The sequence below is a fragment of the Nocardia sp. NBC_00508 genome (assembly GCF_036346875.1).
GTDB lineage: Bacteria > Actinomycetota > Actinomycetes > Mycobacteriales > Mycobacteriaceae > Nocardia.
In genome coordinates, this window is record NZ_CP107852.1 from 7,111,083 (window position 1) to 7,136,984 (window position 25,902).

At 66.5% G+C, this 25,902-nt stretch carries 20 protein-coding genes and 1 pseudogene; 9 read left to right on the forward strand and 12 right to left on the reverse strand.

Annotation, left to right across the window (positions count from 1 at the left end; all coding sequences use genetic code 11):
* Nucleotides 1-148: 148 nt before the first annotated feature.
* Nucleotides 149-595 (forward strand): SRPBCC family protein, encoded by a 447-nt coding sequence (locus tag OHA40_RS32000; protein WP_330230535.1) that lies wholly within the window; start codon nt 149-151, stop codon nt 593-595.
* Nucleotides 596-763: 168 nt separating this feature from the next.
* On the opposite strand, the gene OHA40_RS32005 is transcribed toward OHA40_RS32000, so the two are convergent.
* Entirely contained in the window at nt 764-1,597 is an 834-nt protein-coding gene (locus OHA40_RS32005) for a hypothetical protein (protein ID WP_330230536.1), read from the reverse strand.
* Between the two features lie 71 nt (nt 1,598-1,668).
* Between OHA40_RS32005 and OHA40_RS32010 the strand changes: the two genes are divergently transcribed.
* On the forward strand, nt 1,669-2,862 hold the full coding sequence (locus tag OHA40_RS32010; RefSeq protein WP_330230537.1) for an MFS transporter: 1,194 nt from the start codon (nt 1,669-1,671) through the stop codon (nt 2,860-2,862).
* Nucleotides 2,863-3,186: 324 nt separating this feature from the next.
* On the opposite strand, the gene OHA40_RS32015 is transcribed toward OHA40_RS32010, so the two are convergent.
* From OHA40_RS32015 to OHA40_RS32040, 6 genes are all read right to left on the reverse strand, one after another.
* A complete protein-coding gene (locus OHA40_RS32015; protein ID WP_330230538.1) occupies nt 3,187-4,677 on the reverse strand; it encodes an FAD-dependent oxidoreductase in 1,491 nt (496 codons plus the stop codon).
* Between the two features lie 24 nt (nt 4,678-4,701).
* Nucleotides 4,702-5,115, reverse strand: coding sequence for a hypothetical protein (locus tag OHA40_RS32020; RefSeq protein ID WP_330230539.1), 414 nt, complete (start codon nt 5,113-5,115; stop codon nt 4,702-4,704).
* Between the two features lie 88 nt (nt 5,116-5,203).
* On the reverse strand, nt 5,204-13,714 hold the full coding sequence (locus tag OHA40_RS32025; protein WP_330230540.1) for an amino acid adenylation domain-containing protein: 8,511 nt from the start codon (nt 13,712-13,714) through the stop codon (nt 5,204-5,206).
* Nucleotides 13,715-14,139: 425 nt separating this feature from the next.
* On the reverse strand, nt 14,140-14,784 hold the full coding sequence (locus tag OHA40_RS32030; protein WP_330230541.1) for a PEP-utilizing enzyme: 645 nt from the start codon (nt 14,782-14,784) through the stop codon (nt 14,140-14,142).
* Nucleotides 14,785-15,039 carry a hypothetical protein gene (locus tag OHA40_RS32035; RefSeq protein WP_330230542.1) on the reverse strand — a complete coding sequence of 85 codons (255 nt, stop codon included), beginning with the start codon at nt 15,037-15,039 and terminating at the stop codon, nt 14,785-14,787. It abuts the gene before it with no gap.
* Between the two features lie 57 nt (nt 15,040-15,096).
* Nucleotides 15,097-16,398, reverse strand: a complete 1,302-nt coding sequence (locus OHA40_RS32040; protein ID WP_330230543.1) for an alpha/beta hydrolase — start codon at nt 16,396-16,398, stop codon at nt 15,097-15,099.
* Nucleotides 16,399-16,869: 471 nt separating this feature from the next.
* Between OHA40_RS32040 and OHA40_RS32045 the strand changes: the two genes are divergently transcribed.
* Nucleotides 16,870-17,511 carry a TetR/AcrR family transcriptional regulator gene (locus OHA40_RS32045; protein WP_330230544.1) on the forward strand — a complete coding sequence of 214 codons (642 nt, stop codon included), beginning with the start codon at nt 16,870-16,872 and terminating at the stop codon, nt 17,509-17,511.
* Nucleotides 17,512-17,532: 21 nt separating this feature from the next.
* Here OHA40_RS32045 and OHA40_RS32050 read toward each other — a convergent pair whose 3' ends face one another.
* Entirely contained in the window at nt 17,533-18,594 is a 1,062-nt protein-coding gene (locus tag OHA40_RS32050; protein ID WP_330230545.1) for an MBL fold metallo-hydrolase, read from the reverse strand.
* Nucleotides 18,595-18,710: 116 nt separating this feature from the next.
* A complete protein-coding gene (locus OHA40_RS32055) occupies nt 18,711-19,064 on the reverse strand; it encodes an ArsR/SmtB family transcription factor (RefSeq protein ID WP_442943859.1) in 354 nt (117 codons plus the stop codon).
* Nucleotides 19,065-19,180: 116 nt separating this feature from the next.
* Between OHA40_RS32055 and OHA40_RS32060 the strand changes: the two are divergent.
* The 5 genes and pseudogenes from OHA40_RS32060 to OHA40_RS32080 all read left to right on the forward strand — a co-directional run.
* Nucleotides 19,181-19,831 (forward strand): annotated as a pseudogene (locus OHA40_RS32060) (energy-coupling factor ABC transporter permease); the annotation flags it as partial.
* Between the two features lie 99 nt (nt 19,832-19,930).
* A complete protein-coding gene (locus OHA40_RS32065) occupies nt 19,931-20,254 on the forward strand; it encodes a PDGLE domain-containing protein (RefSeq protein WP_330234455.1) in 324 nt (107 codons plus the stop codon).
* Nucleotides 20,255-21,016 carry a cobalt ECF transporter T component CbiQ gene (gene cbiQ / locus OHA40_RS32070; RefSeq protein WP_330230546.1) on the forward strand — a complete coding sequence of 254 codons (762 nt, stop codon included), beginning with the start codon at nt 20,255-20,257 and terminating at the stop codon, nt 21,014-21,016.
* Nucleotides 21,013-21,732: an energy-coupling factor ABC transporter ATP-binding protein gene (locus OHA40_RS32075; protein ID WP_330230547.1), complete on the forward strand. Its 720-nt coding sequence runs from the start codon at nt 21,013-21,015 to the stop codon at nt 21,730-21,732. The genes cbiQ and OHA40_RS32075 overlap by 4 nt, the downstream gene beginning before the upstream one ends.
* A 5-nt stretch (nt 21,733-21,737) precedes the next feature.
* A complete protein-coding gene (locus OHA40_RS32080; RefSeq protein ID WP_330230548.1) occupies nt 21,738-21,959 on the forward strand; it encodes a hypothetical protein in 222 nt (73 codons plus the stop codon).
* Between the two features lie 10 nt (nt 21,960-21,969).
* On the opposite strand, the gene OHA40_RS32085 is transcribed toward OHA40_RS32080, so the two are convergent.
* From OHA40_RS32085 to OHA40_RS32095, 3 genes are read right to left on the reverse strand one after another with little or no spacing between them, the layout of a single operon-like run.
* Entirely contained in the window at nt 21,970-22,551 is a 582-nt protein-coding gene (locus OHA40_RS32085; RefSeq protein WP_330230549.1) for a carboxymuconolactone decarboxylase family protein, read from the reverse strand.
* Complete coding sequence (locus OHA40_RS32090) at nt 22,551-22,877, reverse strand: hypothetical protein (protein ID WP_330230550.1); 327 nt, start codon at nt 22,875-22,877, stop codon at nt 22,551-22,553. Before OHA40_RS32090 ends, OHA40_RS32085 begins: the two co-directional genes overlap by 1 nt.
* Before the next feature lie 53 nt (nt 22,878-22,930).
* The gene (locus OHA40_RS32095) at nt 22,931-24,184 is read right to left on the reverse strand and encodes a lipase family protein (protein WP_442944088.1); all 1,254 of its coding nucleotides are present in this window, start codon (nt 24,182-24,184) and stop codon (nt 22,931-22,933) included.
* Between the two features lie 396 nt (nt 24,185-24,580).
* On the opposite strand from OHA40_RS32095, the gene OHA40_RS32100 reads away from it, so the two are divergent.
* On the forward strand, nt 24,581-25,831 hold the full coding sequence (locus tag OHA40_RS32100; RefSeq protein WP_330230551.1) for an MFS transporter: 1,251 nt from the start codon (nt 24,581-24,583) through the stop codon (nt 25,829-25,831).
* The last annotated feature ends 71 nt before the right edge of the window (nt 25,832-25,902 follow it).

A 25,902-nucleotide genomic window follows, 5' to 3' on the forward strand; every position in this document is an offset into this window, starting at 1 on the left:
AGCAGCGATCAACTCTCCCGACCTACCGGCAGGGGCACAGTCTTTCTTCAGGACTCAACGTCCAGGACGCACGAGTGCTCACCTACCGGTCGGCTACCACCAAGGAGTTTGCCGGATGGCTCACTCCCCGAACTGATTAGGACGCGACGTGCCGCACTACCGAGTACGTTCCACAACCCCGGCCCCCGTCGGCACGGTGTGGGGGCTTCTGATCGACGGCCGCAGCTGGCCCCGGTGGTCCTCCGGGCTGGACGAATTGGTCGAAGAACGCTCCAGCGGCCTCGATCCGCGCGGCCACGACGGCATCGGGTCGGTCCGCGCGTTCCGCACCGGCCGGGTCGTCACCGGCGAACGACTGACAGAGTTGGTGACGGATCGGCGCATGGCCTACGAGGACGCCTTCAACTTCGCGATGAGGAACTACCGAGCTGCTATCGAACTCGAGTCCACCACTGCGGGCGGTACGAGCATCACCTGGCACGGCAGCTGGCGTATGCGGCCCGGCGTCGGCTGGATCATGCCCTTCGTCCTTCCCCGAGTGATGCAGCGCATGGCCGACGACCTCGCAGCCTACGCAGCGGAGGGCCTGGTCTGAGCTCTGCGACCTGCACGGTCACCAGCAAATCTGCGGCCCATCTGACCGAAACATGAAGGTCGGATCAGAGAGCTGTGCCGACTCTGAGCGAAATCGGACGGTCTGTGCGCTCGTTCCTCCGGCCCGACGCCGGGGTACCGACCTCGTAAGGGTCGCTGGTTTCCGTAATCAGTCATCGATGACAGCGTCTTCCAGACTGAGGTCGTAGTCGTCGAGTTCGGGGTCGTAGGAGTCAGGTGCAGGTAGGTCGCTGGCGATGGCGCCGGACTGTCGGGCAGCTGCGGCGTATGCGATCCGGTCGTCCTCCGACCCGGCCAGCGCGCGCCACGGCGCGATCAGCTGGTCCAGGTGCGCGATGAGTGCAGCGTCGGGGGCGCGTTCGCCGAGCGCGATGACCGCCATGGCGTCTCGACCGATCATTTGAGCTGCCGCAAATGCGTGCAGGTCCGCGGGACGATGGTCAGGGGAGTCCAGGCAGGCCTGGAAATAGAGGGTGGCCAGTTCGATGGTGTCTCGCCATTGCCGATACCGCCCCCGCTGCTGTGCATGATCGCGTACGGCCGCCCAGGCGCGATTACGTTGCTCGGTATCCACCGGCATGAGCATCGCGGCACGGGAAAACCACGTCTCGAACGGGATCGAGTTGATCTCGGTGTTCAGATCGAGCACCTGCTCCCAGCCGGTGCCGAACTGATCGAGTAAGTGGGCGTCGGTGATCTCGAGCCGCGCAAGATAATCGACGCGAGCCTCCTTAGCACCAGGGGCGGACGCGTTCGGCAGCACCGACCCGCGCCCCGAGCGCCACGAGAACACATCCTCGACGATGTACGCATCCCCCGGGACCTCTGCTGTCCTGGTGAGCGCGCCATCGAAGGTGAGTTGCGTGCCGGTGGCCACCGCTGGCCCCCAGGCGAGCCCGTTCACTCGGAGCAGTTCCGCCGCGCGGTGAGCCAGCTCGGTCAATCGCTGTGCCGGAGAACCAGCAGTCGGATCCAATGACATGGATGCAGGCTAACCGAAGTCCAAAAACATGCTCTGCCAGCTCTTGCCACGGCCTGCCGGATTTCCACCGGTTGTGGGGTGCGGCCGCGGTCAGCCAGCTCGGCACCGCGCTCGGCGCCGGGGCGCTGCCGCTGGTCGCAATCCTGATCGTTCACGCCTCGGATCTGCAGCTGACATTGATGGCAGCGCTGTCCGGAGCCGCCGCCGCGGCCGTCGCGCTGCCGTTGGGGCCGTTCGTCGAGTTCCGCCGCAGACGCGCGATTATGGTGCAGACCGACCTCATTTCGTTCGCCGCTCTCGCCAGCGTCCCGGTGGCCGCCTGGCTGGGCGTACTGACCTACGGACAGTTGTGCGTGGTTGCCACGGTGAGCACGTTGTGCACGATCGTGTTCAGCGCCGCCAGCGGTGCCTACTTGAAATCGCTGGTGCCCGAACAGGTCCGGATCCGAGCCAACAGCCGCCTGGAAACCGTATTCTGGACCGTCTCCACCATCGGCGCCCCGATCGGCGGCGCACTCATCTCGATGTTCGGCGCCACCGCCACCATCCTCATCGACGCCGTCAGCTACCTGCTGTCCGCGCTCGGACTGCGCAGCATCGCCACCCCCGAACCAGCGCCGGATCATCAACGCCGCGACCATCATTGGACCACCGAGATCCGCAGTGGCTGGTCCTACATCTTCGCCCATCCCGTCCTGCACCGGCTGTTCTGGAACGCCATGCTGTTCGGGGGTTCGCTCATGCTGACCGGCCCGCTGATGGCGCTGCTGATGCTGCGAGAGCTCGGGTTCGCGCCCTGGCAGTACGGTCTGGCGCTCGGCCTACCGACTCTGGGTGGGCTGGCCGGCTCGCTGTGCGCGCCGAGGCTGGTGACCCGGCTCGGTGACCGCGCGGTGCTGCTCGGTTTCGGTGTGTTGCGTACCTGCTGGCTCGGACTAATGCTCGCCGCGCACCCTGGCACAGCCGGACTGATCGTCATCACCACCGCCGACACCCTGCTGCTGTTCTGCGCCGGCGTGTTCAACCCGGTGTTCACCACCTACCGCATGAACGCCACAACCGACGACCACATGGCCCGTGTCGGCACCGCCTGGTCGATCAGCTCCAAAACCTTCCAACCCGCCTTCATCGCCCTCGGCGGCCTCCTCGCGGCCGCCACCAGCACCCGCGTCGCGATCGCCTGCGCAGCCATCACCCTGCTGGCCAGCTCGCTACTGCTGCCCTGGCGACAAACCACGACGTCAATACCAAGGCTCGGCGGTTGACAGTCGCCCTGCTCAGCCAACCTCGCGCGGCACCCGCTGGCATTTCGTGGGGCCACCACTGCACGCTGTGCCATTTCCCCACAGCTCAGTCGACGAATGGGTAGCGGCTCCGGTTGGGGAGGGTTGATAGTTGACCGTTGGGCATAGGTCGGGACGGCGTCACTACTGCGTAGTCCGCTGTCAAAACCATCATCTACCAGCGTAATTGGATAGATCTCGGCACATCTCACAATCAGGCGCAGCACCATGGCGCAGGTATGGGAATTGCCCCGGTGGATCCTGTCGCTCCGGTCGCGATGAGTCCTGCGTCGCGGTGGGTTCCGGTCAATCACCACCTGTCACGCGGGACTGGTGAGATGTTCCAGTCCAGGTATCGAGGACCTTGCCCCAACCGGGTCGGTCGGTCGATGCCCCCACCCACGCGATGTAACCGTCGGGCCGCACGAGGACGGCTGGTCCTCGGTCGGCCCGCTGGGCCTGCTGGAGGTCGGCGGTGTCGATCGCGGGCGTTGCGCGTTCGCGGATCAGGAGGAATCCCGGTGTGCGCTGCACAGTGGTGAGTTGTCCTTCGACCAGCGGGATCTCGGTGGCGCGGGTACCTACCGAGCGGCTGTCGCCGCGACGGCGGCTGTAGCGCAGGGACGTGCCGGCAAAGCTGCCCGAGACTGCGTCGCGGACCGGAGGCAGGCGCAGCAATCCCGGGGCGAGAAGGTTGCGCAAGCCGCGGACGATGCGCGGGTGGAGGGCGACGGCGCGGGCCATGAGTCCGGATTGCAGCAACACACGTTTGCCGATCGGGTGGCGTTCGTCGTGGTAGGTGTCGAGGACCCGGTCGGAGGCGCCGCCGAGCACGGCATCGATCTTCCAGGCCAGGTTGGCCGCGTCCTGGATGCCGGTGTTCATGCCCTGTCCGCCCATGGGTGAGTGAACGTGCGCGGCGTCGCCGGCCAGGAACACCCGGCCGTGCCGGTACCGCGTGACCTGCCGCTCGTCGCAGTGGAAACGCGAAAGCCAGCCGATGTCGCGGACACCGAGGTCGGTGCGCATCGCCCGGGCGAGCACGTCGATCACCTCGCGGTCGCCGACCGGAACGGTGTCGGCGACTTGATGATTGCGGTCCCACACCATCGCCCGGTACCAGGAGCCGTCGCTGTCGTGCCGCTCGTACGGAGCCAGGAAAGCGAACACCTCGCGGCTGCTGCCGAGGGTGAGTCCACCATCGGTCGGCCCGTTGGCCAGCTTGACGTCGGCGAGGACGACGGAAGACAGGATCGTCTTCCCGGGAAAGTCCACGCCGAGGAGGCCGCGAACCGTGCTGTGCGCGCCATCGGCCGCGATGAGGTAGGCGGCGCGCCAGACATTACGATGCCGGGGGTCGTCGTCGCCCTTCGGCCGCGCGATCACCGTCACGCCGTCGGGGTCTTGGTCGAGCGCGATCACCTCGTTTCCGCGCCGGATGTCGGCGCCCTGTGCGGCGGCATAGCGGCCGAGCGCCTGGTCGACGTTGGTCTGCGGGGTGATCATCCCGAACTTGTAGCGTGACCGCAGGTGGGTCAGGTCGACCCGGGCACCGGCGAAGATCGCGACTCCGGCGGCTTGGTGTGCGTGCGCGAGCAAATCGTCGGCGAGCCCTCGGGCGTCGAGTACTTCGAGGGTGCGCGCCATGGTGGCGAACGCGCGGCTGGCGGGGTTGATGGTGGGCCATCGTTCGAGGACGGCGACGGTCCGGCCGGCGCGCGCGAGGTCGCCCGCGGCGGTCAGGCCGGTCGGCCCGGCTCCGACGACGAGGACATCGACGCTGTGCTGGGCGTCCATAGGTTGCATTCCTGATGTCCGTGGTCAGCGCGTCGGGGTGGCGTCGGCCGGATCGGGGTACCAGCGGCGTATGTCGGCCGGCGTCGCGGTGGCCGAGTAGTTGAACACGAACCGGCAGTCCGGTTGAGTGCTGTGTGCGGTGTTGACGATCGACTCGAACAGCGGCGTGTTGCTGGCGACCAGCCGGACGCCGGCGCCGATCAGGACGGCATCGTAATGCTTGGCCGCCAGCCACTTGCGTGCTTTCTCGGCGCCGGCCTCGCCGAAGTCGATGAGGCAGTTGTCGACGTCGTAGCCTGCCGCGCGCAGCCCGGCGACGTTGTCGTCGTTGGCTTTCCGCAACTTCTCTTTGGTCAGACCAGGGAAGTGGGTGAAGTCGGGCGAGTCGTAATCGATGACGTCGGGGTCGAGACCGATCTGGATGGCGGTGACGGTCATGGTGCGGCCCTTCTGCTCGCGGCGGCTGGTCTTGCGACGGTCGGCCGGGTACTTGCCGGGTCACGCTGCATGGGGACGGGGAACTGGCTCATCTTCGACCGGCCATACGTTCGTCGAGTACGCGCGCGATGATCGGCAACACGTGTCGTGCGGTCAGTTCGTCATGGGTGACTTCGACGTCGTAATCGACAATTTCGCCGGTCACGTAGGGCCGCCAGCCAGCCGGGCCGAAGATGTCGGAAGTGTCGACGGTCGCGCTGAAATACACTATGTCACCATCGAATACGGGACGCCGATATGCGGTTCTGATCTGCGCCACCGCGTTGAACGACCGCGTCATCCGTTCGATAGCGCCTGCGTCTACCGGCGAAACGCCGCCCAGCTGGGTACGGATCAGATCGGCGGCCTCCGCAGCGGACGCATCGGCAGGCACATCATGGATACCGAACATCGGGCCGAAGGCATTGACGAAGGCGCCGGCAGAAAGCTGTTCGATGCTCGCACCGTCGATGTCCGCGGAATCGGTGTCGAGCAGCGCGAGAACGCCGACAGCGTCACCGGCATTTCTCAGCTTCGTGGCGATCGCGTGCGCGATGAGTCCGCCGAACGACCACCCGAGCAGGTGGTATGGCCCGGCCGGCTGCACGGCGCGGATCTCGCGAATGTACCGATCGGCCAACTCTTCGATCGAGTGTGCCGGTGCTTCGGAGCCGCCGAGGTCTGGTGCCTGCAGCCCATAGATCGGCCTGCCCGGTGCCAGCGAGTCCGCGAATCCCGAATACGTCCACGCCACTCCGGACGACGGATGGACGCAGAACAGCGCGGGTTCGCTGCCGTCGATCCGGATCGGCAACACTACGTCGAGCATGGGTCCGCTGTCGGCCGGAGGCAGCTCATCGAGCATCGCGCGCCCGGCGTCGGCGGCGGCGGCCAATGCGGCAACGGTGCGGTGCTCGAACACCTGTAGCGGCGTGCAGTGGACGCCCTTCCGCTTGGCCCTGGACACGAGTTGGAGAGCGATGATGCTGTCGCCGCCGAGAGCGAAGAAGGAATCGTCGGCACCGACCTTGTCGAGACCGAGCAGCTCCGCGCAGATGTCGGCGAGAGTTTCTTCGGTCGGTGTCGAGGGTGCTCGGTACTCGGTCTGCTCGTCCGCGAATTTCGGTATCGGCAACGCCGCCCGGTCGAGCTTGCCGACCGCGTTGAGCGGGATCGCATCGAGCACGACGAAGGCGGATGGGACCATGTACGCAGGCAGGGCCTCGGTCGCGACTGCGCGCAGGTGCGCAACGTCGACCTCGACGCCCGGGGCGGGCAGTACATACGACACCAGCACGGTCGCCCCCGTCGGCGCGGCGCGGCCGATCGTCACCGCGTAGCCGACCTGTTCGTCGCGGCACAGCACCGCATCGATCTCGCCGAGTTCGATCCGCAGGCCGCGGATCTTGACCTGGAAGTCGTTGCGGCCCAGAAACTCCAGCTCGTATGTCTCGTCGGGCCCGGTGACCCAGCGCACCATGTCCCCGGTGCGGTACATCCGCTCGCCCGGCTCGCCGTAGGGATGGGCGACGAACCGTGCCGCGGTCATCTCGAATCGGTCGGAATAGCCGCGGGCCAGCGCGGGACCGGCCAGGTACAGTTCACCGGCGACGCCGACCGGCACCGGGCGCAGCCAGGTGTCGAGCACGATGCTGGTGGCACCGCGGATCGGCCCGCCGATCGTGATCGGCGCTCCCGCGACGAGCTCGCCGCGACAGGTCGCCCAAGTGCTGAACTCTGTCGGACCATACAGGTTCACCATCAGCCGCCCGGCCGACCACTGCTCGATCAGTTCCGCCGTCGCGGCCTCGCCCCCGATAGCGAGTACCCGCAGGTGATCGAGGCCGACGGGATTCATCGTGGCCAGTACCGACGGCGTGACCGACGCGTGGGTGACCCGTTCGGCGCGCAGCAGTCGATCCAGGTCTGCGCCCGCACAGACGGCCGGCGGCGCAATGACGAGCCGCCCGCCCGCGCCGTGTGCCGTCAGCAGCTCGAAGATCGACGCGTCGAAGCTCGGGGACGCCACATGCAGCACGCTGGCCGTCGCATCCAACTCCAGTGACTCCGTCAAGGCAGCCACCAGATTCGCGAAGCCGCGATGGCTGAGCAGCACAGCCTTAGGTTTACCGGTGGATCCTGAGGTGTAGATCAGGTACGCCGCCTGGTCGATGTGAATGGGACTGCCACGCTCCTCGTCGGTGATCGGTGCGGCGGAGGTCATGTCGACCCGGCGGCGTGTATCGAGGTCATCGAGCAGCAGCCAGTCGACGGTTCCCGGCAGCGTCTCGCGGGTCGCGGTCACCGTCACGCCGATCGGCGCCTTCGAGTCGGTGAGTATGTGCTCGATCCGGTCGATCGGATAGCGGGGATCCAGTGGCACGAAAGCCGCGCCTGTCTTGGCCACCGCCCACACCGCCACCACGGATTCCAGCGATCGACCGAGAGCGAGCACGATGCACGTTTCCGGCCGGACACCCTCGCGCAGCAGGGCCCGGGCAAGGCGGTTGGACCAGGCGTCGAGTTCGTCGTAGGACATCGTGCGCTCGCCTGCGCTCACCGCGATGGCTCCAGGATTGATCCGTGCTGCGGCGCGGAGAATTCCGGGCAGTGTTCGCGTCGGCACCGGCTCCGGTCCACGAACCGGCAGCAGCGCGGCACGTTCCGCGTCGTCGCAGTACTGCAGCTGGGACACCACGGCCTGTAGGTCGCCTGCGAGCTGATTAAGCAGCCGGATCAGGCGATCCAGCAGCGGGCGCGCCGCCCCCGGCGCGAGCTGGTCGGCCCGGTACTTCAAGCTGATGCGCAGCGTGTTGCGCCCATCGCTGCCACGAAGCGGAACAACCATGAGATTCAACGGATACGGCGTTGCGTCCGTGCCCTCGATGTCCAGCACCCGCATGCCCGCGATATCCGGTACATCTGACAACGCCTCTCGGCCGAGGGGATAGGACTCGAAAACGGTGAGAGTGTCGAACAATTCGGCCAAGCCCACCGCCTTATGGATCGCAGCGAGCCCGACATGCTGGTGGTCCATCAGGCGTGCCTGCTCACTCTGCAAGCGAGCGAAGAGATCGGCGACCTTCTCCGCAGGATCGAGCCGTACGCGCACCGGCAGCGTGTTGATGAAGAGGCCGATCGATTCTTCGACACCGGCCAGCTCGGGTGGCCTGCCGGACACCGTCGCGCCGAATACCACGTCGGATCGGCCGGTCAGCACGGCCAGCAGCATCGCCCAGCCCGCCTGCACCATCGTGTTCGCCGTGGTGCCCGAATCGCGCGCGGCCGTTTCCAATCGGTCGGCGGTGTCCTGGGACAGGTCGGCGGATACCATCCCGGTCTCCATCGTCCCGATACCGGCCGGTGTCGGGACGGCCCGTGTCGGGGTGTCGATGCCTGCCAGGGATTGCGCCCAGGCAGCGGTTGACCCAGCATGATCCTGCTCGCGCAGCCAGCAAAGAAATTCGCGGTAGGAGTGCGCGGGCGGCAGCGCGGAAGCGTCGCCCGCAGTGGCATACAGCGTGAGCAATTCCCGCACCAGCAACGCCGTCGACCAGCCGTCCAGCACAAGGTGATGGTTGGTCAGCACGAACCGGTACTGCGTGGGGGCGGTACGTACGAGCGTGAAGCGCACTAGCGGTGGACGGGTCAATTCGAACGGGGTGCCTGCGTCCACGGCGATCACTCGGTCGAGCTCCCGTTGCCGTTGCTCGGCATCGGCGATTCCGGTCAGATCGATCTCTTGCCAGCGGATGGCGGCGTCGGTCAGGACGAGTTGGCGTGGCCCGTCGTCGGTTTCCACGAACGAGACCCGCAGGATGTCGTGCCGTGCCACCACCGTCTGTGCGGCGGTGCGTAGTCGCGCGGCATCGACGGTGCCCGCCAGGGTGAGTAGCGACTGCACCGTATAGCCGTCGGTGCCCTCGGGGTCGTACAGCGCGTGGAAGAGCAGGCCGTGTTGCAGTGGTGACAGCGGCCATACGTCAGCGAGATTCGGGTAGGTGCTTTCCCAGGTGTCGATCTGCGGCTGGGTCACCGCGACGAGGTCTAAGTCACAAGGGGTGTGCCCTCCCGCTCCCGCGCTCCTGGTGTGATCGGCCAGTGCCCGCAGCGCGGCTGCCCAGAGGCCGGCGAGCTCTTCGACGTCGGCCCTGTCGAGCAGCCGAGAAGCGTACGCCCACGTCACTTCCAAGCCGCTTTCGGTCAGCACGGCGTTGATATCCACGACCGCGGCCATTGGTGCCCGGTCGTCCCGCGTTGCCGCGAAGCGTTGCGGCAGCCAAGCTCCGGTCTCGCTGCCGATCGGTGCCCGGCCCAGATAGTTGAAGCTGATCTGGGGAGTCGGCGCGTCCACAAGCGCATTCTTGGTGTCGGTGTTCAGGTAGCGGAGCATGCCGAAGCCGATGCCCTTGTCGGACACCGCGTGCAACTGCTGCTTTGTGGTCTTGATCGCGGCGCCCGCTGCAGGGCCGCCGTCGAACGCGTCACGGAGGTCGATGCCCGTCAGATCGATGGCCATCGGATAAACAGCGGTGAACCAGCCCACGGTGCGCGCGACGTCGGCGCCGGGCAGGACGGCCTCCGCGCGCCCGTGGCCCTCCAGGGTGAAAAGCAATGACCTTCGGTCGCGCCAACGGCTTGCCGCCATCGCGAGCGCTGTCACCAGCACATCGTCGGCACCGCAGTGGAATCGGTCCGGCACTGTGGTGAGTACCGTGTCCGCGACGTCCGAAGCGATGGTGGTCTGCCATGTCGCCGTAGTGACTGCGACGTCGAGGGCCGGATCCAGGGTGCCCGCGCCGATCGGCGGATCGGGTGTAGCCAAGATGTCCTGCCAGACCGGCAGTTCGGCACCGCGTCCGGCCGCGTGCTCGACCTGTCCGCGCGCCCAACGCCGGAACGAGGTGCCGACCGGAGCGAGAGCGCCGCCCATGGCCGCGGTCGCCAGATCCAGCAGCAGGGTGCGCCACGAGACGGCGTCGATCACCAAGTGGTGCAGCACGATCCAGCACAATGGAGCGGCTTCCGCTCGTTCGATCAGCACGAAGCGCGCGACGATCCCGGCCTCCGGATCGAGCAGGTCCGCCGCACGCTGCAATTCGTGCGCGCAGGTCAGGTCCCCGTCGAGACTCGCGGTCACGACGTCCACCAAGGTGCCTGCTTCGACCGAACCGACTGAGGCGACAACCCATTCCCAGCCGTGGTCGGTGTTTCGCAAAGAGCAACGCAGCAGGTCGTGGTGGTCGAGGAGTGCTCCAACGGCCTCGACCAGTCGAGCGTGGTCCACGCCGGCCGGAAGACCGATCAGAACCGCCTGACCGAACCGGCGCCAGGTATCTCCTTGGTCCAGCATCGCGTGCACGATCGGTGTGAGTTCGACGGCGCCCACTCCCCCGCCGGGCAGCTCGCGTACCACCGGGGCATGCACCTCGGTGGCCATCGCCGCCAGCGCGGCAACGGACTTGCGTTCGAATACATCTCGTGCGCTGAAGCCGATCCCGGCGGACTTCGCCCTCGAGACCAGTTGAATGGACATGATGCTGTCGCCGCCGAGCGCGAAGAAGCTCTCGTCGACGCCCACCGAGTCCAGCCCGAGAATCTCGGCGAACAACGCGGCCAGCGCCTCCTCCCGCGGAGTCGAGGGCGGTCGGCCGACGAGCGCATGTGAGCCGAACTCGGGTTCGGGCAGTGCCGTGCGATCTACCTTTCCCAGCGGGGTCAGCGGGATGCTGTCCAGAAGTACCACCGCATCGGGCACCATGTAGTCCGGAAGCGATTCGCCAGCAGCCGCTTTCAGTGCATCCGCAGACACCTCGGCACCCGGTTCGGGCAGCACGTAGGACACCAGCGCGGTGGAACCGGAATCGGTCTCCATGCCCAGAGTGACCGCGAAGTCGACGTCCGGGCGCTGTTGCAAGACAGCGTCGATTTCACCGAGCTCGACGCGGAAGCCGCGCACCTTGACCTGGAAGTCGCTGCGGCCCTTGTAATCCAGCTCCAACCGCCCGGAGCTCCTGGTCCAGCGCGCCAAGTCTCCGGTGCGGTACATCCGCTCGCCGTGCGCGTAGGGATTCGCGACGAATCGGCTAGCAGTGAGGCCCTTACGCTGATGGTAGCCGCGCGCCACGCCCGTCCCGGCGAGGTAGAGCTCACCGATCGTCCCCGGAGCCACCGGTCGCAACCATGCATCGAGCACGACCGCGGAGACACCGCGAACAAGGCTTCCGATCGTGACCGGCGCAGTAGGTGTCAGCGCGTCGCTCAACGTCGCCGTGACAGTGGTTTCGGTGGGCCCGTACCCATTGAGAACAGCACGGCCGGACCACTTGGCCACCAGCTCGTCTGGGCAGGAGTCGCCACCGACGATGACGGTGCGCAGGCTGGGCAGTGTCGCCGGGTCGAGGGATCCCACGACTGCCGGTGTGGCATCCAGGTGGGAAACACCCTGCGCGCGAAGAACGGCCGCCATCTCTTCGCCGGCGTACGCCGACGGCGGGACAACGACGAGCGTCGCGCCGGCGGCGAAGCTGACCAGGATCTCCTCGACCGAGATGTCGAAACTCGGCGAAACGGCGTGTGCCATGACGGAATCGGCACCGACACCGAAGCTGCGCGCGGAACTCGCGACCAGATTTGCCAAACCCCGATGCGTGACCAGCACGCCTTTGGGCAAGCCGGTCGATCCCGAGGTGTAGATGATGTAGGCGACGTGATCCAACCGCACCGCTGCACGCCGCACCGTATCGTCGACCAGGTCCGCATTCTGCTCTGCGATATCCCGGCCGGTCTCCTTCTCGTCGAGGACCAGCCAGTTCACCCGATTCGGCAACAGCCTTCGCGCGGTCGCCACGGTAACGCCGGTGTCGACTCCGCTGTCGTCGACCATATGCTCGATCCGGTCAGTAGGGTAGGTCGGGTCGATCGGCACGAAGGCAGCGCCCGTCTTGGCTACCGCGAGCATTGCGAGCACGGAATCGATCGAGCGCGGAATCGATATCGCCACACTGCGTTCCGGCCCGACACCAGATGCAATCAGGACGCGCGCCAGCCGGTTGGTGTATTCCTCGACCTGCCGGTAGGTCAGACGGGTCGCCCCGCTACGAACAGCGATCGCGTCAGGGTCGATTTTCGCACCGGCGGCGAGTATCTCGGGGAGCGTACGCGGTGGAACGCTCGCCGGTCCCCGTGCCGGTGCGAGATCAGCCAGCTCGTCGTCGGGTATGACGGATATCGTGGACAGCGCCGCGTCCGGTCCAGCGGCGAGAAACCGGCGTAGGAACCGCAGGAATCGACCGTGATGGGTGATCAATTCCGTATCGCTGTACAGGTTCGTGTTGCCTTGGAAGTCGATGTGGGTGCTCTCGCCACCCACGCCCGGGTACAGATTGACGTACAGGTCCTCGATCAGCCCAGAGGTCAGCACATGCGCTGTTCCGGTGACCACGCCGAGCTGAACCCTGGTGTCGAGCATCATCAAGTTCACCGATGGACCGAATGTCGCGACCTCGTCCATAGGCCAACCGAGGTCGCGGAAGATGTCCTCCTGCCGGTAGCGCTGCCGCCGCAGCGCGCCGGTCAGCTCGCCTTGCGCGGTCCGGATCATTTCGCCGACGGTCGTGGTCGGGTTCAAGACCAGTCGCACCGGGACGACGTTGGCGATCATGCCGCCGGAGCGCCGCATCGTTGCCGTCGTGCGCGCAGAGACCGGCAGGCTCAATACCACCTCTGCAGCGCCGGTGATAGCGGCCAGATAAGCGCCGAAGGCCGCGACCAACGTAGGCGCCACACCGGACGATGCCGCCTTCGCGACAGTCTCCAGCAACGCCGCCGTTTCCTGTTCCAGTACCCCCTCGGCGCGTCTCGGATGAGCGTTCACTTCGGCGGCCCGGCCCGCGAGACTTACCGGGTCGGCCATCCCGTCGAGGTGCCGCAGCCAATACTCCCGGTCGGCCGCAAAGCGGTCGGAGCTGCGGTACGCCAGATCGGCGTCGACGATCTTCCTGAGGTCCTCGGCTCGGGCGGCAGGAGGCGGCCTTCCCGCGATTGCCGCGGTGTAGAGCTCGCCGGTGCGTCGCGCCATGGCCGACACCCCCATGCCGTCCAGCGCGATGTGATGCATCCGCCAGTAGCAGAACCAGCGGTCGTCGGCGATTCGCAGCATGACGACACAGGCCAGCCGGTCGTTCATCAGATCGAGGGGCGCCGAGTATTCGTCGCGCATCCAGGCGTGCGCGGCGCCCACAGGATCGCGCTCACGTCGGAAGTCGAGGATGCGCGCACTGTCGTCGAGGGTGGTGTCGACACACTGGAATGGATAACCATCGCGTTCTATCAGGCGCAGATAGCCGGTGCCGAACTCGCGCCCTGCTCGGCGCGCTGCCGGTGCGAGCCGGTCGAGGTCGATCGGTCCGGCAAGGTCGACGTACTGGGCAATGGAGATCGGGACGTCGCCCGCGATGTGCTGGGCGAACCATATTCCGCGTTGCGCTGCCGAAAGCGGGAAGGCTCCGTCCGGCAGTCCGATACCGGTATCGATCGGTCGAGCGGAAGACTGTTGCATGACGAGACCTTCATATTGACCGCGCCGTAGCCACCCGGGCAGTTACCACCAGTCAGGCACTACGACTGTAGTAAAACGAAGCTTCCCCGCTCTTCATGTCGCTTGCTGAGCCGCAGCCCCAAGAGACTCGACCCACGATGAAGCTCAACTCAGGTGAGTTGGGATCTGCCACGGTGGACCGCGCGAGCGCGGTGGCATCGACCGCCGCGACAGGCTGAGCGAGCGGCGGCATGCGGAGGTTGTCGGCGAGCGACACGTTCGGTGCGTGCATGTCGTATCCCCGAGGCCATGGCTAGGAGATGTCTTGGGTATCCCTCAACCATGGCCTCCAGCAGGAACTTCAACGATAACTCCGAAGCGCTCGTCGGCGCAGTCCATCGGCATGCAGAACTCGGCAGTCATCTGCGGGAACGGCACCCTGATATTCAGGACTCCGAGAGCACCTCGACGTACCCTTCGGTTCCGTTCAACCGGATGAGCTGGCCATCCTGGATGCGCCGGGTGGCGTCCTGCACCCCGACGACGGCAGGGAGCCCATACTCCCGGGCGATCACGGCGCCGTGCGTCATCACTCCTCCGACCTCCATCACCACGCCTTTCACCGAGACGAACAATGCGGACCAGCTCGGGTCGGTGAAGACCGTGACGAGAATGTCGCCGTCTTCCACCTCGGCGTCTTCCATCTTTCGGATGCTCCGCGCGCGGCCCTCCACGACACCTGAGGACACCGCGAGACCGGCCAACGCTCTCGCCGGCAGGCTGCCGGTCTCGTACTCGCCGGAAATCACCTCGCCGTCCGAGGTGATCACCCGCGGCGGGGTCAGCTTCTGGTAGTCCTCGAACGCATCCCGTCGCTCGATGATGGTGGCGTAGTCCAGGCGTCCTGTCCGAACCACGTCTCGGAACTCATCCAAGGACAGGAAATACACATCCTCCGGATGCTTGATCACGCCCTGGGCAGCGAGCTTCCTGGCTTCGGTGAGGAGCGCCTGCTTGTACAGTCCGTACCGTTGCAGGCATGCGTGCTTGGAGTACTCCCGGTAGCCGATGAAGTGGCGCAACAGACTCATTTACCGCGCCGCTTTCTTCGCCTTGCGCTTGCCTCCGCGCAGGGCGTGCAGGCGGCTCGAGAGCTCGTTCATCATGCATCCAGCGTCGGTACGTCCCTGGTCGTGCCTCACCCGGCTCGCACCTGGTGCGAAATTCTTGATGTTGCCGAGGATGAGCGGGACGAGCAGGGTCGGATCTTCACTCCATCTGGTCCGGGTGATGTCGATGTCGCCGGAGCAGTGCATGCCCGCCCACAAGATCACTGACAGTCCCACGGCCGATCATCGGGGTCTGCGTTGTAGGCGGTCGGTGAGTGAGGTTTTGCGCTGTCGCTACTGGGACCTGTGGTAGTGGTTGTCCTGGATGTCTGTCCGGTCTTCTTCGGGGTCGTCGTCGGGCCAGAGCGGGATCTCCTCCTGGTGTTCGGCCTCCATGCCGTGCTGGGTCAATTGTCCGCCGTGGCCGGAGGCGATAAGGGCTGTGGCGTACAGTGATTCGCTGCCGGCGGTGAAGTAGTGTGTATGGGCTTGCATGCTGTAGTCGATCGGCGACGAGTACCTCTCCGGCGTTTCCGCCTTGATACGGGTGGCACCGTAGTCCGGATCGATGGGATCGGGACCGCCCAACCAAGCCTGGCCCGCGTGAGCGTTCAGGTCGTTGGATGCTTTACCGACGTACACGTCTCCGCCGTCCACGTGGAAGCCGTCCGCGTTGCGTGCCTCGTCGGTGCTGACGGGTCCGAGCAGTACCACGTCGTTGGCGTGCAGTTGACTCGCGGCCGCCGCATCGGAGGCGACTATGGCCCCGGCGGAATATCCCACGACCGTCACGTGTGACTTCGATGGATCCTTATGGGTCGCCCACAGCCCGTCGACGTCCTCGGCCAGCAGGTTTCCGCCCTTGCGCATAGCCGTGGGGTCGCCGCTCAGCACGGCGGTGATCCCGTCGGTCGGCGAGTCGTATCCCATCCAGGCGACGACCGCGGTCGGATGATCCGGGTCGGCTCTGTTCGATTCGACATACAGATTCTGCGCTTGTTCGCCCTGGACGGCGAACCAGCCCTTGTCGGATGCGTCGCTGGCTCGCACGCTCTGACTCGCTCCCGGCACGACGACCGCAGTGTTGTCTGCGGTGTCCGGATTGCCGATGCTGATTGCGGCCCTGCCCTTTCCCTCGAATGCGAGCGGCTGGTACACGTACAGGTAGGTGGGATACGGGGCAGGCGGATACCGCCCGGGATCGGCCTTGTTCGGGCCGCTGTATTGCTCCAGGCCGGCTCGGACGTTGATCGCGTTGTGGTAGCGCGTTATGTCCTCAGCTGTCAGGCCGTACTTCTTCGGGTCTTCCTCGATCGCATCGACCGACACGCCTTTGGCTTTCGCTATGTCCTCGATCCGGCGGATGTCGGCGTTCATGACCTGCCGGTTCGCGGCGTCACGGACCTCGACCGGTATTCCGTTGAGATTGCCGATCCGTTCGGGGTCCTCGGCCAGCAGCCGCTTCTGCTCCTCAGGGGTCAGCGAGTTCCACCACTTGTTGACTCTTACCGCATCCTCCGCAGTCGAAGTACGAGGCGGCTTTTCATACTCCTCCTCGTCCAGCAGGTTGTAGAGGGCGATTCCGGTCAGCGCCACGCCACCCCCGATTGTCAGAGCCGTTCGGGTATCAGCGTCGCGCAGATGACCGACAGCAGTCCGCAGCCCGGCACCGGCAGAGCGATATCCCGCCGAGACCTTCGAAGCCGCCCTCTGGAGCGCGGCTTCGACCGTTCGAGAGGCGGCCCGGACGCTGTCGGAAAGCGGGTTTCTCATCTACGCGGGGTGATCTTGGTCAGAATTCGAGTCGCATTGCCTGGCGAGATCGCTCAGTGTATGGATAAGGGGCTCCTCGAAACCGAGGCTACGGCCTCCGCCACCCTTGGTGTCCCCAGCTTGGGGAACAGTCGTCGCACCAACACGCCCCCGTTGACCGTCTGCGACCACTGATTCAGGACCGATCCACCGGTCACCGACCGCCTAGGACCATTGACCCGGGGATCAATCGTCGAGGCATGGTGTGGTTGCAGCAGACCCGACCTCCTGTACCCACAATGTTGAATGGCTCACATGCTGCTTAGCACCGGAATTACCGGGATGACCGGCATCGCGTCCTCCCGACGGTCGCCGGGACGGCCCCGCAGTGAGCAGGCAGACGAAGCTATCCTCGCCGCCGCGCTCGAGCTATTTCTCGAATGCGGAGCCAACCTGACCAGCATCGAGCAGGTGGCCCAGCGCGCCGGCGTCACCCGGGCAACGGTCTACCGGCGCTTCCGGGACAAGACGGCCCTCTTGGTACAGGCGATCAGCTCGGCGCAGGCCGACGACGCTCGTGGCCTCCTGGACTGGCCGGATCTGGACCATATGCTCATCGACTTTGCGGATCACCTCAGCGATCCCCGGAACCGCCGGTTGCTTCGCCGCCTGCACGGTTCCGTCGACGACTACCCGGAGCTGCTTCGCTCCTACCGAGACACGCACGATGCGCGACGTGTGACTGCAGTGCGCACCACCTTGGATCGAGCCTGCCATGCCGGGCAGCTTCCCTCTAGCACCAATCTGAGGATCCTTCAGCAAATCCTCAACGGTGCGATCCTCCACCATCTGGTCGCGTATCCGGACAACATCGGAGCGGAAGAGATCAAGGCCTATCTCACCGAGGTACTCCAACAGGTCGGCTACCGCCCCGGCCCGTCACGTCCCGAGCTCTGACGATCAAAGGGCGGCACCGATTCATTGCCGCCGCTGATCTTTCGCGAAACGGTTGCCGAGTTTCTGGATGCCGCGCATGGTGGCGATCATGTCGAGCGGGTGGATCCGCACGCGGTGCCCGCGCACGTGCCGGTAGGTGGCCCGGACACCGGCCAGCAGCGATTCGGGACGGCGCCAGCGGGCCCAGCGGCTTTCGGTGAAGGTGTCCGACGACAGCATCTGCGCCGCGGCGTCGAACGGGGGAATGCCGTTGCGGCACAGTCGGGTTGCGGAGTCGTCGAGCCATTCGAAATACGACACCAGGTCGGTGACGTCGGTTTCGGTGGCGAGTGGTCCGTGCCCCGGGACGATGGCTGCGGGCCGGGTGTCCAGGATCAGGCGTAGGGCGTCGATCCAGTTACGTGCCGGTCCCTCCCACATGATCGGGGTCTGTCCGATGAACAGGATGTCACCGGCGAACACTACGTTGCGGTCGCGGTCGAACACCATCAGATCCCCCGGCGTGTGCGCAGGACCGACCTCGACCAGATCCACCGTGCGGTTACCCACGGTCAGCCGCAACGATCCGGAGAATGTGCGATCGGGGTAGCGCGGCCGCACTCGCCAGAAGTCGAACGGCCCGAACTCGGCGTGAGCGTCGGTGACGAACGATCGGATGGCTTGCGGCAGTGGCAGTCTGGCCGCCAGACCGGCCGCTGTGGTCATCGCGGCGATCGCGAGCCGGTTCTCCCTGCCCATCGCGGCCCGTGAGGCCGCGGAGGTGATCACGGTCGCCGCCGCCGGCATCACGGCATTGCCCCACCAATGATCACCGTTGCTGTGGGTGTTGACCACGGTGGTGATCGGATTGCCGTGCAGCCAAGGTGCGGCGGCGGCGAGCATGCGCCGCGCCTGAGCGTGGTCCCAGCAGGTGTCGATGATCAAGGTCGCGCCATCGCCGACGACCAGCCCGACGTTCGCTTCGCCCAGGCCGCCGTTGGGCTGCAGATACGCCAGGCACCCGTCGGCGACCTCGTGCACCCCACCGGCATAGGTCGCGACCTCGCCGTGCAGCGAATGTTCCACTTCCGCGTTCACTGTCACCCCTCGATTATCCCGGGCGAACCCGCGAGGCCCGCTTGGCAGCCATCCTCGACCGGCTGGTCTGAACCTCTCGCCCTCATGTTGAGAAACGCTACCGCCCTGGGCAGCCGCGGAGCCTAGAGCGGGCTCGGCGCGGGGGCGTGTGGGGCGCCGAGCCAGTGCAGGAGTTGGTGGATCGTCTCGTCCGCGAGGCGGTAGCGCACTATGCGGCCGTTTTTGGAGGAGGTGACCCAGCCTTGGAAGCGCAAGAGCCGCAGGGCGTGTGAGGCGGCGGTCGCGGTCATCCCGACGGCCGAGGCGAGGTCGGTCACGCTCTGGTCAGGGGTGTGATGCAGGCATACCAGCAGCCGCAGCCGGTTGGCGTCCGAGAGCAGGTCGAATCGGTGAGCCCAGTGTTCGATACCGGCGACATCCAGGCCAGCTACGGTGGGCTGGGCGTGTTCGGGGTCGAGCGGGGGGCTTGAGGGCACTGTTCTACTCTGCCGTTCTCTCCTTGCCAGGGCTAGTCATCGCCAATGCTCATATCGGTCCACCTGTACATATATAGCGGGTATCGTATCGGAAGGTGAGCTACACCACATCTGCCATGCATATGAGCGATGGCATCGTCAACGCACCCACCTCCGCGATATTCGCCGCCATCGCCCTTGCGGGCTTGGCGTTCGCGGCATGGCGGGCGCGTGCCGAACTAGATGAGCGCGCCGCTCCGATGGCGGGTCTGGTGGCCGCGTTCATCTTTGCGGTGCAGATGGTGAACTTCCCGATCCTGCCCGGCGTGAGCGGGCATCTCCTGGGTGGGGCGCTCGCCGCCATCCTTGTCGGGCCCTATGTGGGGGCGCTGTGCGTGGCGATCGTGCTGGTTGTCCAGGCACTGCTGTTCGCCGACGGCGGGTTGACCGCGCTGGGCACGAACATCACGAATATGGCGTTGATCGGAGTTGCGGTCGGATATCTCGTCGCGCGCCGTTTGCTGCCTCTCGCGTCGAGGCGCGGCGGGATCGGTGTCGTCGCCTTCGTCGCGGCATTGGCCGGAACGGTCCTTGCCGCAATGGGTTTCGTCGTCGAGTACGCCATCGGCGGGGCCGCCGGGCCGACCGTCGGCGCGGTCGCCTGGTACATGCTCATCACCCATACGCTGATCGGCATCGGGGAAGGGATCATCACGGCGATCACCGTCGTCGCCGTCGTCAACGCGCGCCCCGACCTCGTGTACCTGCTGCGGGCCACCGATCGGTCAGCGGCAGGTGCGACGCCGCGGCGTGCCGCACTGTCGGTGAACGGATTTCTGCTCGCTTTCGCGGCGGTCGCGGTGCTCGTGGCGGGCCTGCTGTCCTATGTGGCCAGTTCGCAGCCGGACGGCCTCGATGCCACGACCCAGCGCGGCTGCACGGTCGTCGAGGTCGACGGTGCCGAGCAATTGCAGGGTGAGTGCATCGCCCGGAACACAGACGATCACCGGTTGGCGGGTTCGCCGCTGGCCGACTACACGATCGACGGTAACGACCGGCTGACCGGCGTCGCCGGCGTGCTCGGGGTCGCAGCCGCTTTCGCCGCACTGTTCGCGGTCGTTCGCATCATCCGGGCCGGCCGATCCGAACACCGGCGGGCCGATCCTGTGCCGGACGGCGCGAGCACGTCGCCCGAGCCGGAGTCTCGGTAGGTGGCCACTGTCAGTCACCGACTGCATCTACCCGGCGATTCGCCGGTGCATCGGGCTCCGGCCGAAGTGAAGATAGTCTGCGCCACGCTCACCGTCTTCGCCGTTGTCGCGACGCCGCGAGAGTTGTTCTGGCCGTATGCCGTCTATGCGGGCGGATTGGTCGCGGCGTGGGGCGTGGCCCAGATTCCGCTGCGGTGGATCACGCCGCGACTACTCATCGAGCTGCCATTCGTGATGCTGGCGATCCTATTGCCGTTCGCGGCCGGAGAGCCCAGAACGAACCTGCTCGGGCTGTCGCTGTCGACGACGGGCCTGTATGCGGCGTGGGGAATCGTCGCGAAAGGAACTATCGGGGTAGGAGTTTCGCTGACCGTGGCGGCCACGACAAGCGTTCGGGAACTACCGGGCGGGCTCAGCAGGCTCCACGTGCCGGGCATGATCGTCACGATCGTCGTACTGATGCTGCGGTATGTGGACGTGATCGCCGACGAGGCCGCGCGCATGCGCCTGGCGCGGATCTCGCGCGGCGACGACCCGCGTACGATACGTCAGATCGGCGCGACAGCACGCGGTGTCGGCAGTCTGTTCCTGCGCTCCTACGAACGAGGCGAACGGGTCCACTTGGCAATGCTCTCGCGCGGATACACCGGCACTGTCCCCGACTTCGGCACAGCACCGTCCACTCGCGCGCAATGGTTTGTCGCCTGCGTTCCCGCATTCGCTGCTGTCGGGGTGTGTGTCGGCGCGTGGGTCGCCCGGTGAACGAGTCCGCCGCGGCTGCTGTCCGCCTCATCGACCTGACTTTCGCGTACCCGGATGGGACCCCCGCGCTCGACGAGCTGAATCTCGACATCGGCCCGGGCGAGCGAGTCGCGGTTCTAGGGCCCAACGGCGCGGGCAAATCCACCCTGATGCTGCATCTCAACGGTGTGCTCACCGCCGGTTCCGGCGAGATATTCATCGGCGGCACGCGCCTGGACCGCACCACTGTTCGCGCCATCCGCCAACGCGTCGGTGTGGTGTTCCAAGACCCTGACGACCAACTGTTCATGCCGACAGTCGAACAAGATGTCGCGTTCGGGCCGAGCAACTTCGGGATGCGCGGCGAGCACCTCACCGACAGCGTGCGCTTCGGACTCGCCGCGGTCGGCATGTCGGATCGAGCCGAACGCTCCCCCGCACGTCTGTCGCTGGGCGAACGCCGCCGCGCCGCGCTCGCCACCGTCCTGGCATGCCGCCCCGAAGTACTCGTCCTCGACGAACCCGCCGCCAACCTCGACCCCGTTGCCCGCCGCGAACTCGCCGACATCCTGCTGGCCCTGCCCACGACACTTGTCCTGGTCACCCACGACCTGCCCTACGCCCAACGCATCTGCCACCGCGCAGTGATCCTCGACAGCGGCCGAATCGTCGCAGACGGACCCATCGACGAAATACTCGACGACACCGCGCTGCTCGCCGAACACCGCCTCAGCTGAACTCTGTGATCGCGACGTTGATCGCCCGCGACCTCCACCGGCTGCAGTTCGTCACCGAGACACTGCGTGCCCTCGACGTGCTCGCCGCTGCGGCGCCGGACTGGCTGGCCGCCGTTGCCGAAGCGGAGTGGTTCGACCGACACAGCGCACGATCTGAAGACACTCGGTTCCCGAGCTGCTTGCCGCTGTCGGCCGAACCGCGCGGTCGGCGGCATGTCCGACGGTAGAGCTGCAGTCCTATCGGTAGCCCCGTTTGAGCAGGTACTTGGCTCCGGCCTCGAAGCCGGCGGCGCTGGGCAGCTCGAAGCCGAAAGCGTCGGCGAGCCGGTCGGTCGTGTTGAACGCGGCGCAGACTGCCAGCGCGTCCTCGATTTGCTGGGGTGTGACACCTGCGGACAGCACTTCCCGCATGTCCTCGACGCCCACGGTTGCCTCCCGGGTCAGCTTGCCGAGCATCCGCAGCGTTGCCCGCAGCCCGTCCTCGATGTGGGCCGATTCCAGGTCGGCCAGTACCGCTCGAACCTTCGCGGCGTCCTGATATGCCTGCCCTGCGGTCGCGGTGTGTGCGGCGATGCAGAACGCGCATTCGTTGACCTTCGATACGAAGGCCGCCATCAGCTCTCGATCGGCTACCGACCAGGCGGAAGGCCCGCGCATCGCCTCGTGGGTGAACGTCTTCGCCAGGGCGCCGTAGAAGTCGGGCCGGTAGAAAACCAGCTTGGCGGCGTCTGGTACCGGGTGCCCGGAGAACACTCTTATGAGCGTGAACAACACCTTGGTCCCGGTGCTGTAACCGCGGTTGAGGATGTCGAGTCGCATTATCGGGCCTCCTCGCTACCTGTCGCTTCGGCCAAGGCTGACAGTCCCGCCTCGTACCGCCGGGCGGACTGGCCGACCGCGGCGCATACGACCAGCTCGAACAGCTGGTCCTCGCTGAAGCCCGCTGCCTTGGCAGCCGCGAAGTCCGCGTCGGTGACCCGAGTTGGCCTCGTGGCGACTTTGTCGATCAGCGCGTGCAAGGGCGGGGGGACATCGGCGTTGCGGAAGGCACGGGCGCGCTGGTCCGGAGATGCCCTGCCCTTTCCGTTCAGGACGCGGTCCACCAGAGCACGGTGCGCTGCTTGCTTCTTGTCCTCGTATGGCACAGCGGCCTCGTCTCTCCTCCGGTTCGGCTGGTGGCCCTTACGTGCACACTGCGTCAGCAGTTGGTGGGGGCGGGCTCTCCGCGAACCCGAGCGTCGAGCCACAGCAGCGCCGCGGGTGCACCCAGTACCGCGGCGGACAGATGATCGACATCGGGCAGGGGTACAACCGCGGGCATCCGCTGCGTCTGCACCCGCACCCCTGCCGCGCACCAACGGCGGACGGTGTTCTCGATGGATTCGACCGGAATCTGCTTATCGTCCGGCGAATGCCATTCGAAGATCGGTGTTTCCGGTACCCCGGCGTAGAGTTCCAGGCTGTTCTCCTCCACCACCGACCGGGCTTCGCGGCTGTCGAAGATCGAGGTGTCGGTGACGTACTCGCCGGCGCTGCCGCCGATGCCTGCCGTGAGGATCTCATTGGCGCAGCTGTTGGCCATCTGCTCACGGACCTCGAGGCCGCGCGGATTGAGATACGAGCTGACCGGCAGCCGGTCCGGGTACTCCCGCTCCAGGCCGATCGCCGCCGCCATGGCCAGCCCGAAGGACCGATGCGGACCCAAGCCCAGCGCCTCCGCCATCGTCACCATGTTCATCGGGGCGCCGCCGAAGGCCGCACCCGCGAGCTCCAGCTCCGGTGCATACGACGGCTGCAGCGCAGCCGCCCATGCGGTGGCCAGGCCGCCGCCGGAGTAGCCGGCCAGCACCGTTGGGCTGTGCTGCACGCCGAGTGCGGACAGCTGTTTCACCGCCCGGATGCCATCCAATGTGATCTGGCCACCCAAACGTGCCGCTCCGAAGGCGAAGTACGGTCCGAGATGATCCGGCAGCGCGACACTCCAGCCCTGCGCCAGCACCACGTTCAAAGTCGGCATCGTCACCGTCACATTCCGATCGCCGCTGTACAGCGCGTGCGATACCGCGCACTGGGTGCCGAGCGCATTGATGAAGTGCTGATACGACAGCAGTGGCCCACCTGGCCGCTGGCCGAAGGGGGTGAGCACCGTGGTCGTCGCCGCGATCGGCGCTCCATGCGAGTTGGTGGACCGGAATTTGACCAGCGTGACGGTGGCGCCGGGGAAGATCGCCAGCGGCGGCAGCGCCCGCGCACCGAGCACATCCCCTGGTTGGTGTGCCGCCAGATCCGCCGGGGCGGCATAGAACGGGTCCGGATCTGGCCGCGGATACAGGGGTTCCGCGGTCGCCGTCGTCGTCAGGAGCAGCCCGAGTACCACACCGCCGATCGCACTGAGGGTCCGAGCTGGACGGCTGCGCCTGCTGCCGGGGAAAAGAAGGAACTGCCGGATCACGACCTTGACCTCCACGGGTAGTTCGCGGCTTCGTCGACCAGCCAGCCTGCATTCAAATCCGACGGCGTGGGCAAACCTCCAGCGACACGCCGAACGGGGAGCCGAAACACCAGGAACTTGCCAATGTGCACGCGATGTCACGCACGGGCACGTGACACTTTCGGTGGGCCAACTGCACCCGGTCAGTGCGCCTTATGGATCGCGCCTGAGCCGACCTGCGTTCCGAAAGGCCAGTCGAAGGGTGCGGTGAAGCCGCTGTATCGGATGGCAGCCGAGGCGCTTATGCCAGGCCGGAGCGGGCGGGCTGCTGCAGGCCTCAGGACGCGTCCGACGGTGGCAACTATCGCGTCCTTTTCCCGCCGGACGCTTGGGCTCGGTGCTCCTAGCGTCGGTGCAATGAAGACCGAACTGATTCCGGGCGAACGGGTCACCGCGCTGCGGACACCCGTCGTTTGGTTCATGGCGCTCGCGGCCGCACTCGGCACCGCCAGTATCTATCCGCTGCAACCGGCCATCGCGGAAGTCGCCGGTTCGCTACACGCCTCACTCGCGGCGGTCGGTACGGCTTTGGCATGCGGGCCTTTCGGCTATCTAGCGGGGCTGGCGCTCCTGGTACCGCTGGTCGACCGGTTCGCGCCGCGGATCGTGGTGTCGGCCCAGTTCGCTGCCCTGGCCCTCGCTTTGGCGGCGAGTGCGGTGGTCGGTTCGACTTGGCTGCTCGGCCTTGTCGTCGGCCTGATCGGGGCAGGATCGTCGGTCGGTGCGCAACTGAGTTCGGTCGCCGGACGCTTCGCGCCACCGCGGCGGCAGGCCACGGTACTGGGAGTCGTGACCGCGGGCATTTCGGCGGGGATCCTCGCGGGCCGAATTGTCGGAGGGTGGCTGACGGAATTGATCAGCTGGCGCGGAACGCTTTTCGTTTTCGCAGTGGCGTGCGTGGCCACTGCGGTCACCGCCCGGTTCGTGCTGCCCGCCGCCGCGGGGAGTGCCACCGTGGGTTACCTGGCGACGCTGCGCGGACTTCCAGCACTACACGCCCGCTATCGGACGCTCCGGCTGGCGGCCGGTCGCGGCGCCCTGTGGTTCTTCGCCTTCTGCGCGATCTGGGCCGGACTCCCAGTCGCGCTGTCCCAGCCGCCGTTCTCGTACTCACCCGAACGGATCGGCATGTACGCCATCGCCGGACTCCTCGGTGTCGCCGCAACCCGCATCTCGGGGGCCTGGACCGATCGCGTCGGCGCGCGGCGAGTGATCGTGATCGGGCTCGTGCTCGCCCTCGCGGCCTCGGCAGCTCTGGGCGCTTTCCTGTCGAATACCGTCGTAACCCTCATCTGCCTCGGCCTCTTCGACGCCGGACTGTTCGCGGCCCAGGTAGCCAACCAAAGCACGGTCCTTGCCATCGCCCCGGCCGCCCCGGCTCGCTTCAACAGCGCCTACATGATCGTCTACTTCATCGGCGGCAGCTTGGGCGCCGCCTTCGGTGCCGCTGCCGTCGGCTGGTTCGGCTGGCCTGCCACCGCCGCCCTCGCCGCCGCGGCCATCGCTACCGCCATCGCAGTCACCCTGACCACTCCCCGCATCGGACCCGCCCTCCGGGCGACGCCTACACACACAGAATCCGAAAACTATGTCCGGACTCCGCAATAGCCCCCAGGCAAAGCGGCCACGCGTCAGTCGAGCCAGTCCGGAGCTCGACTCCGCAGATTTGCAGAGGGTCT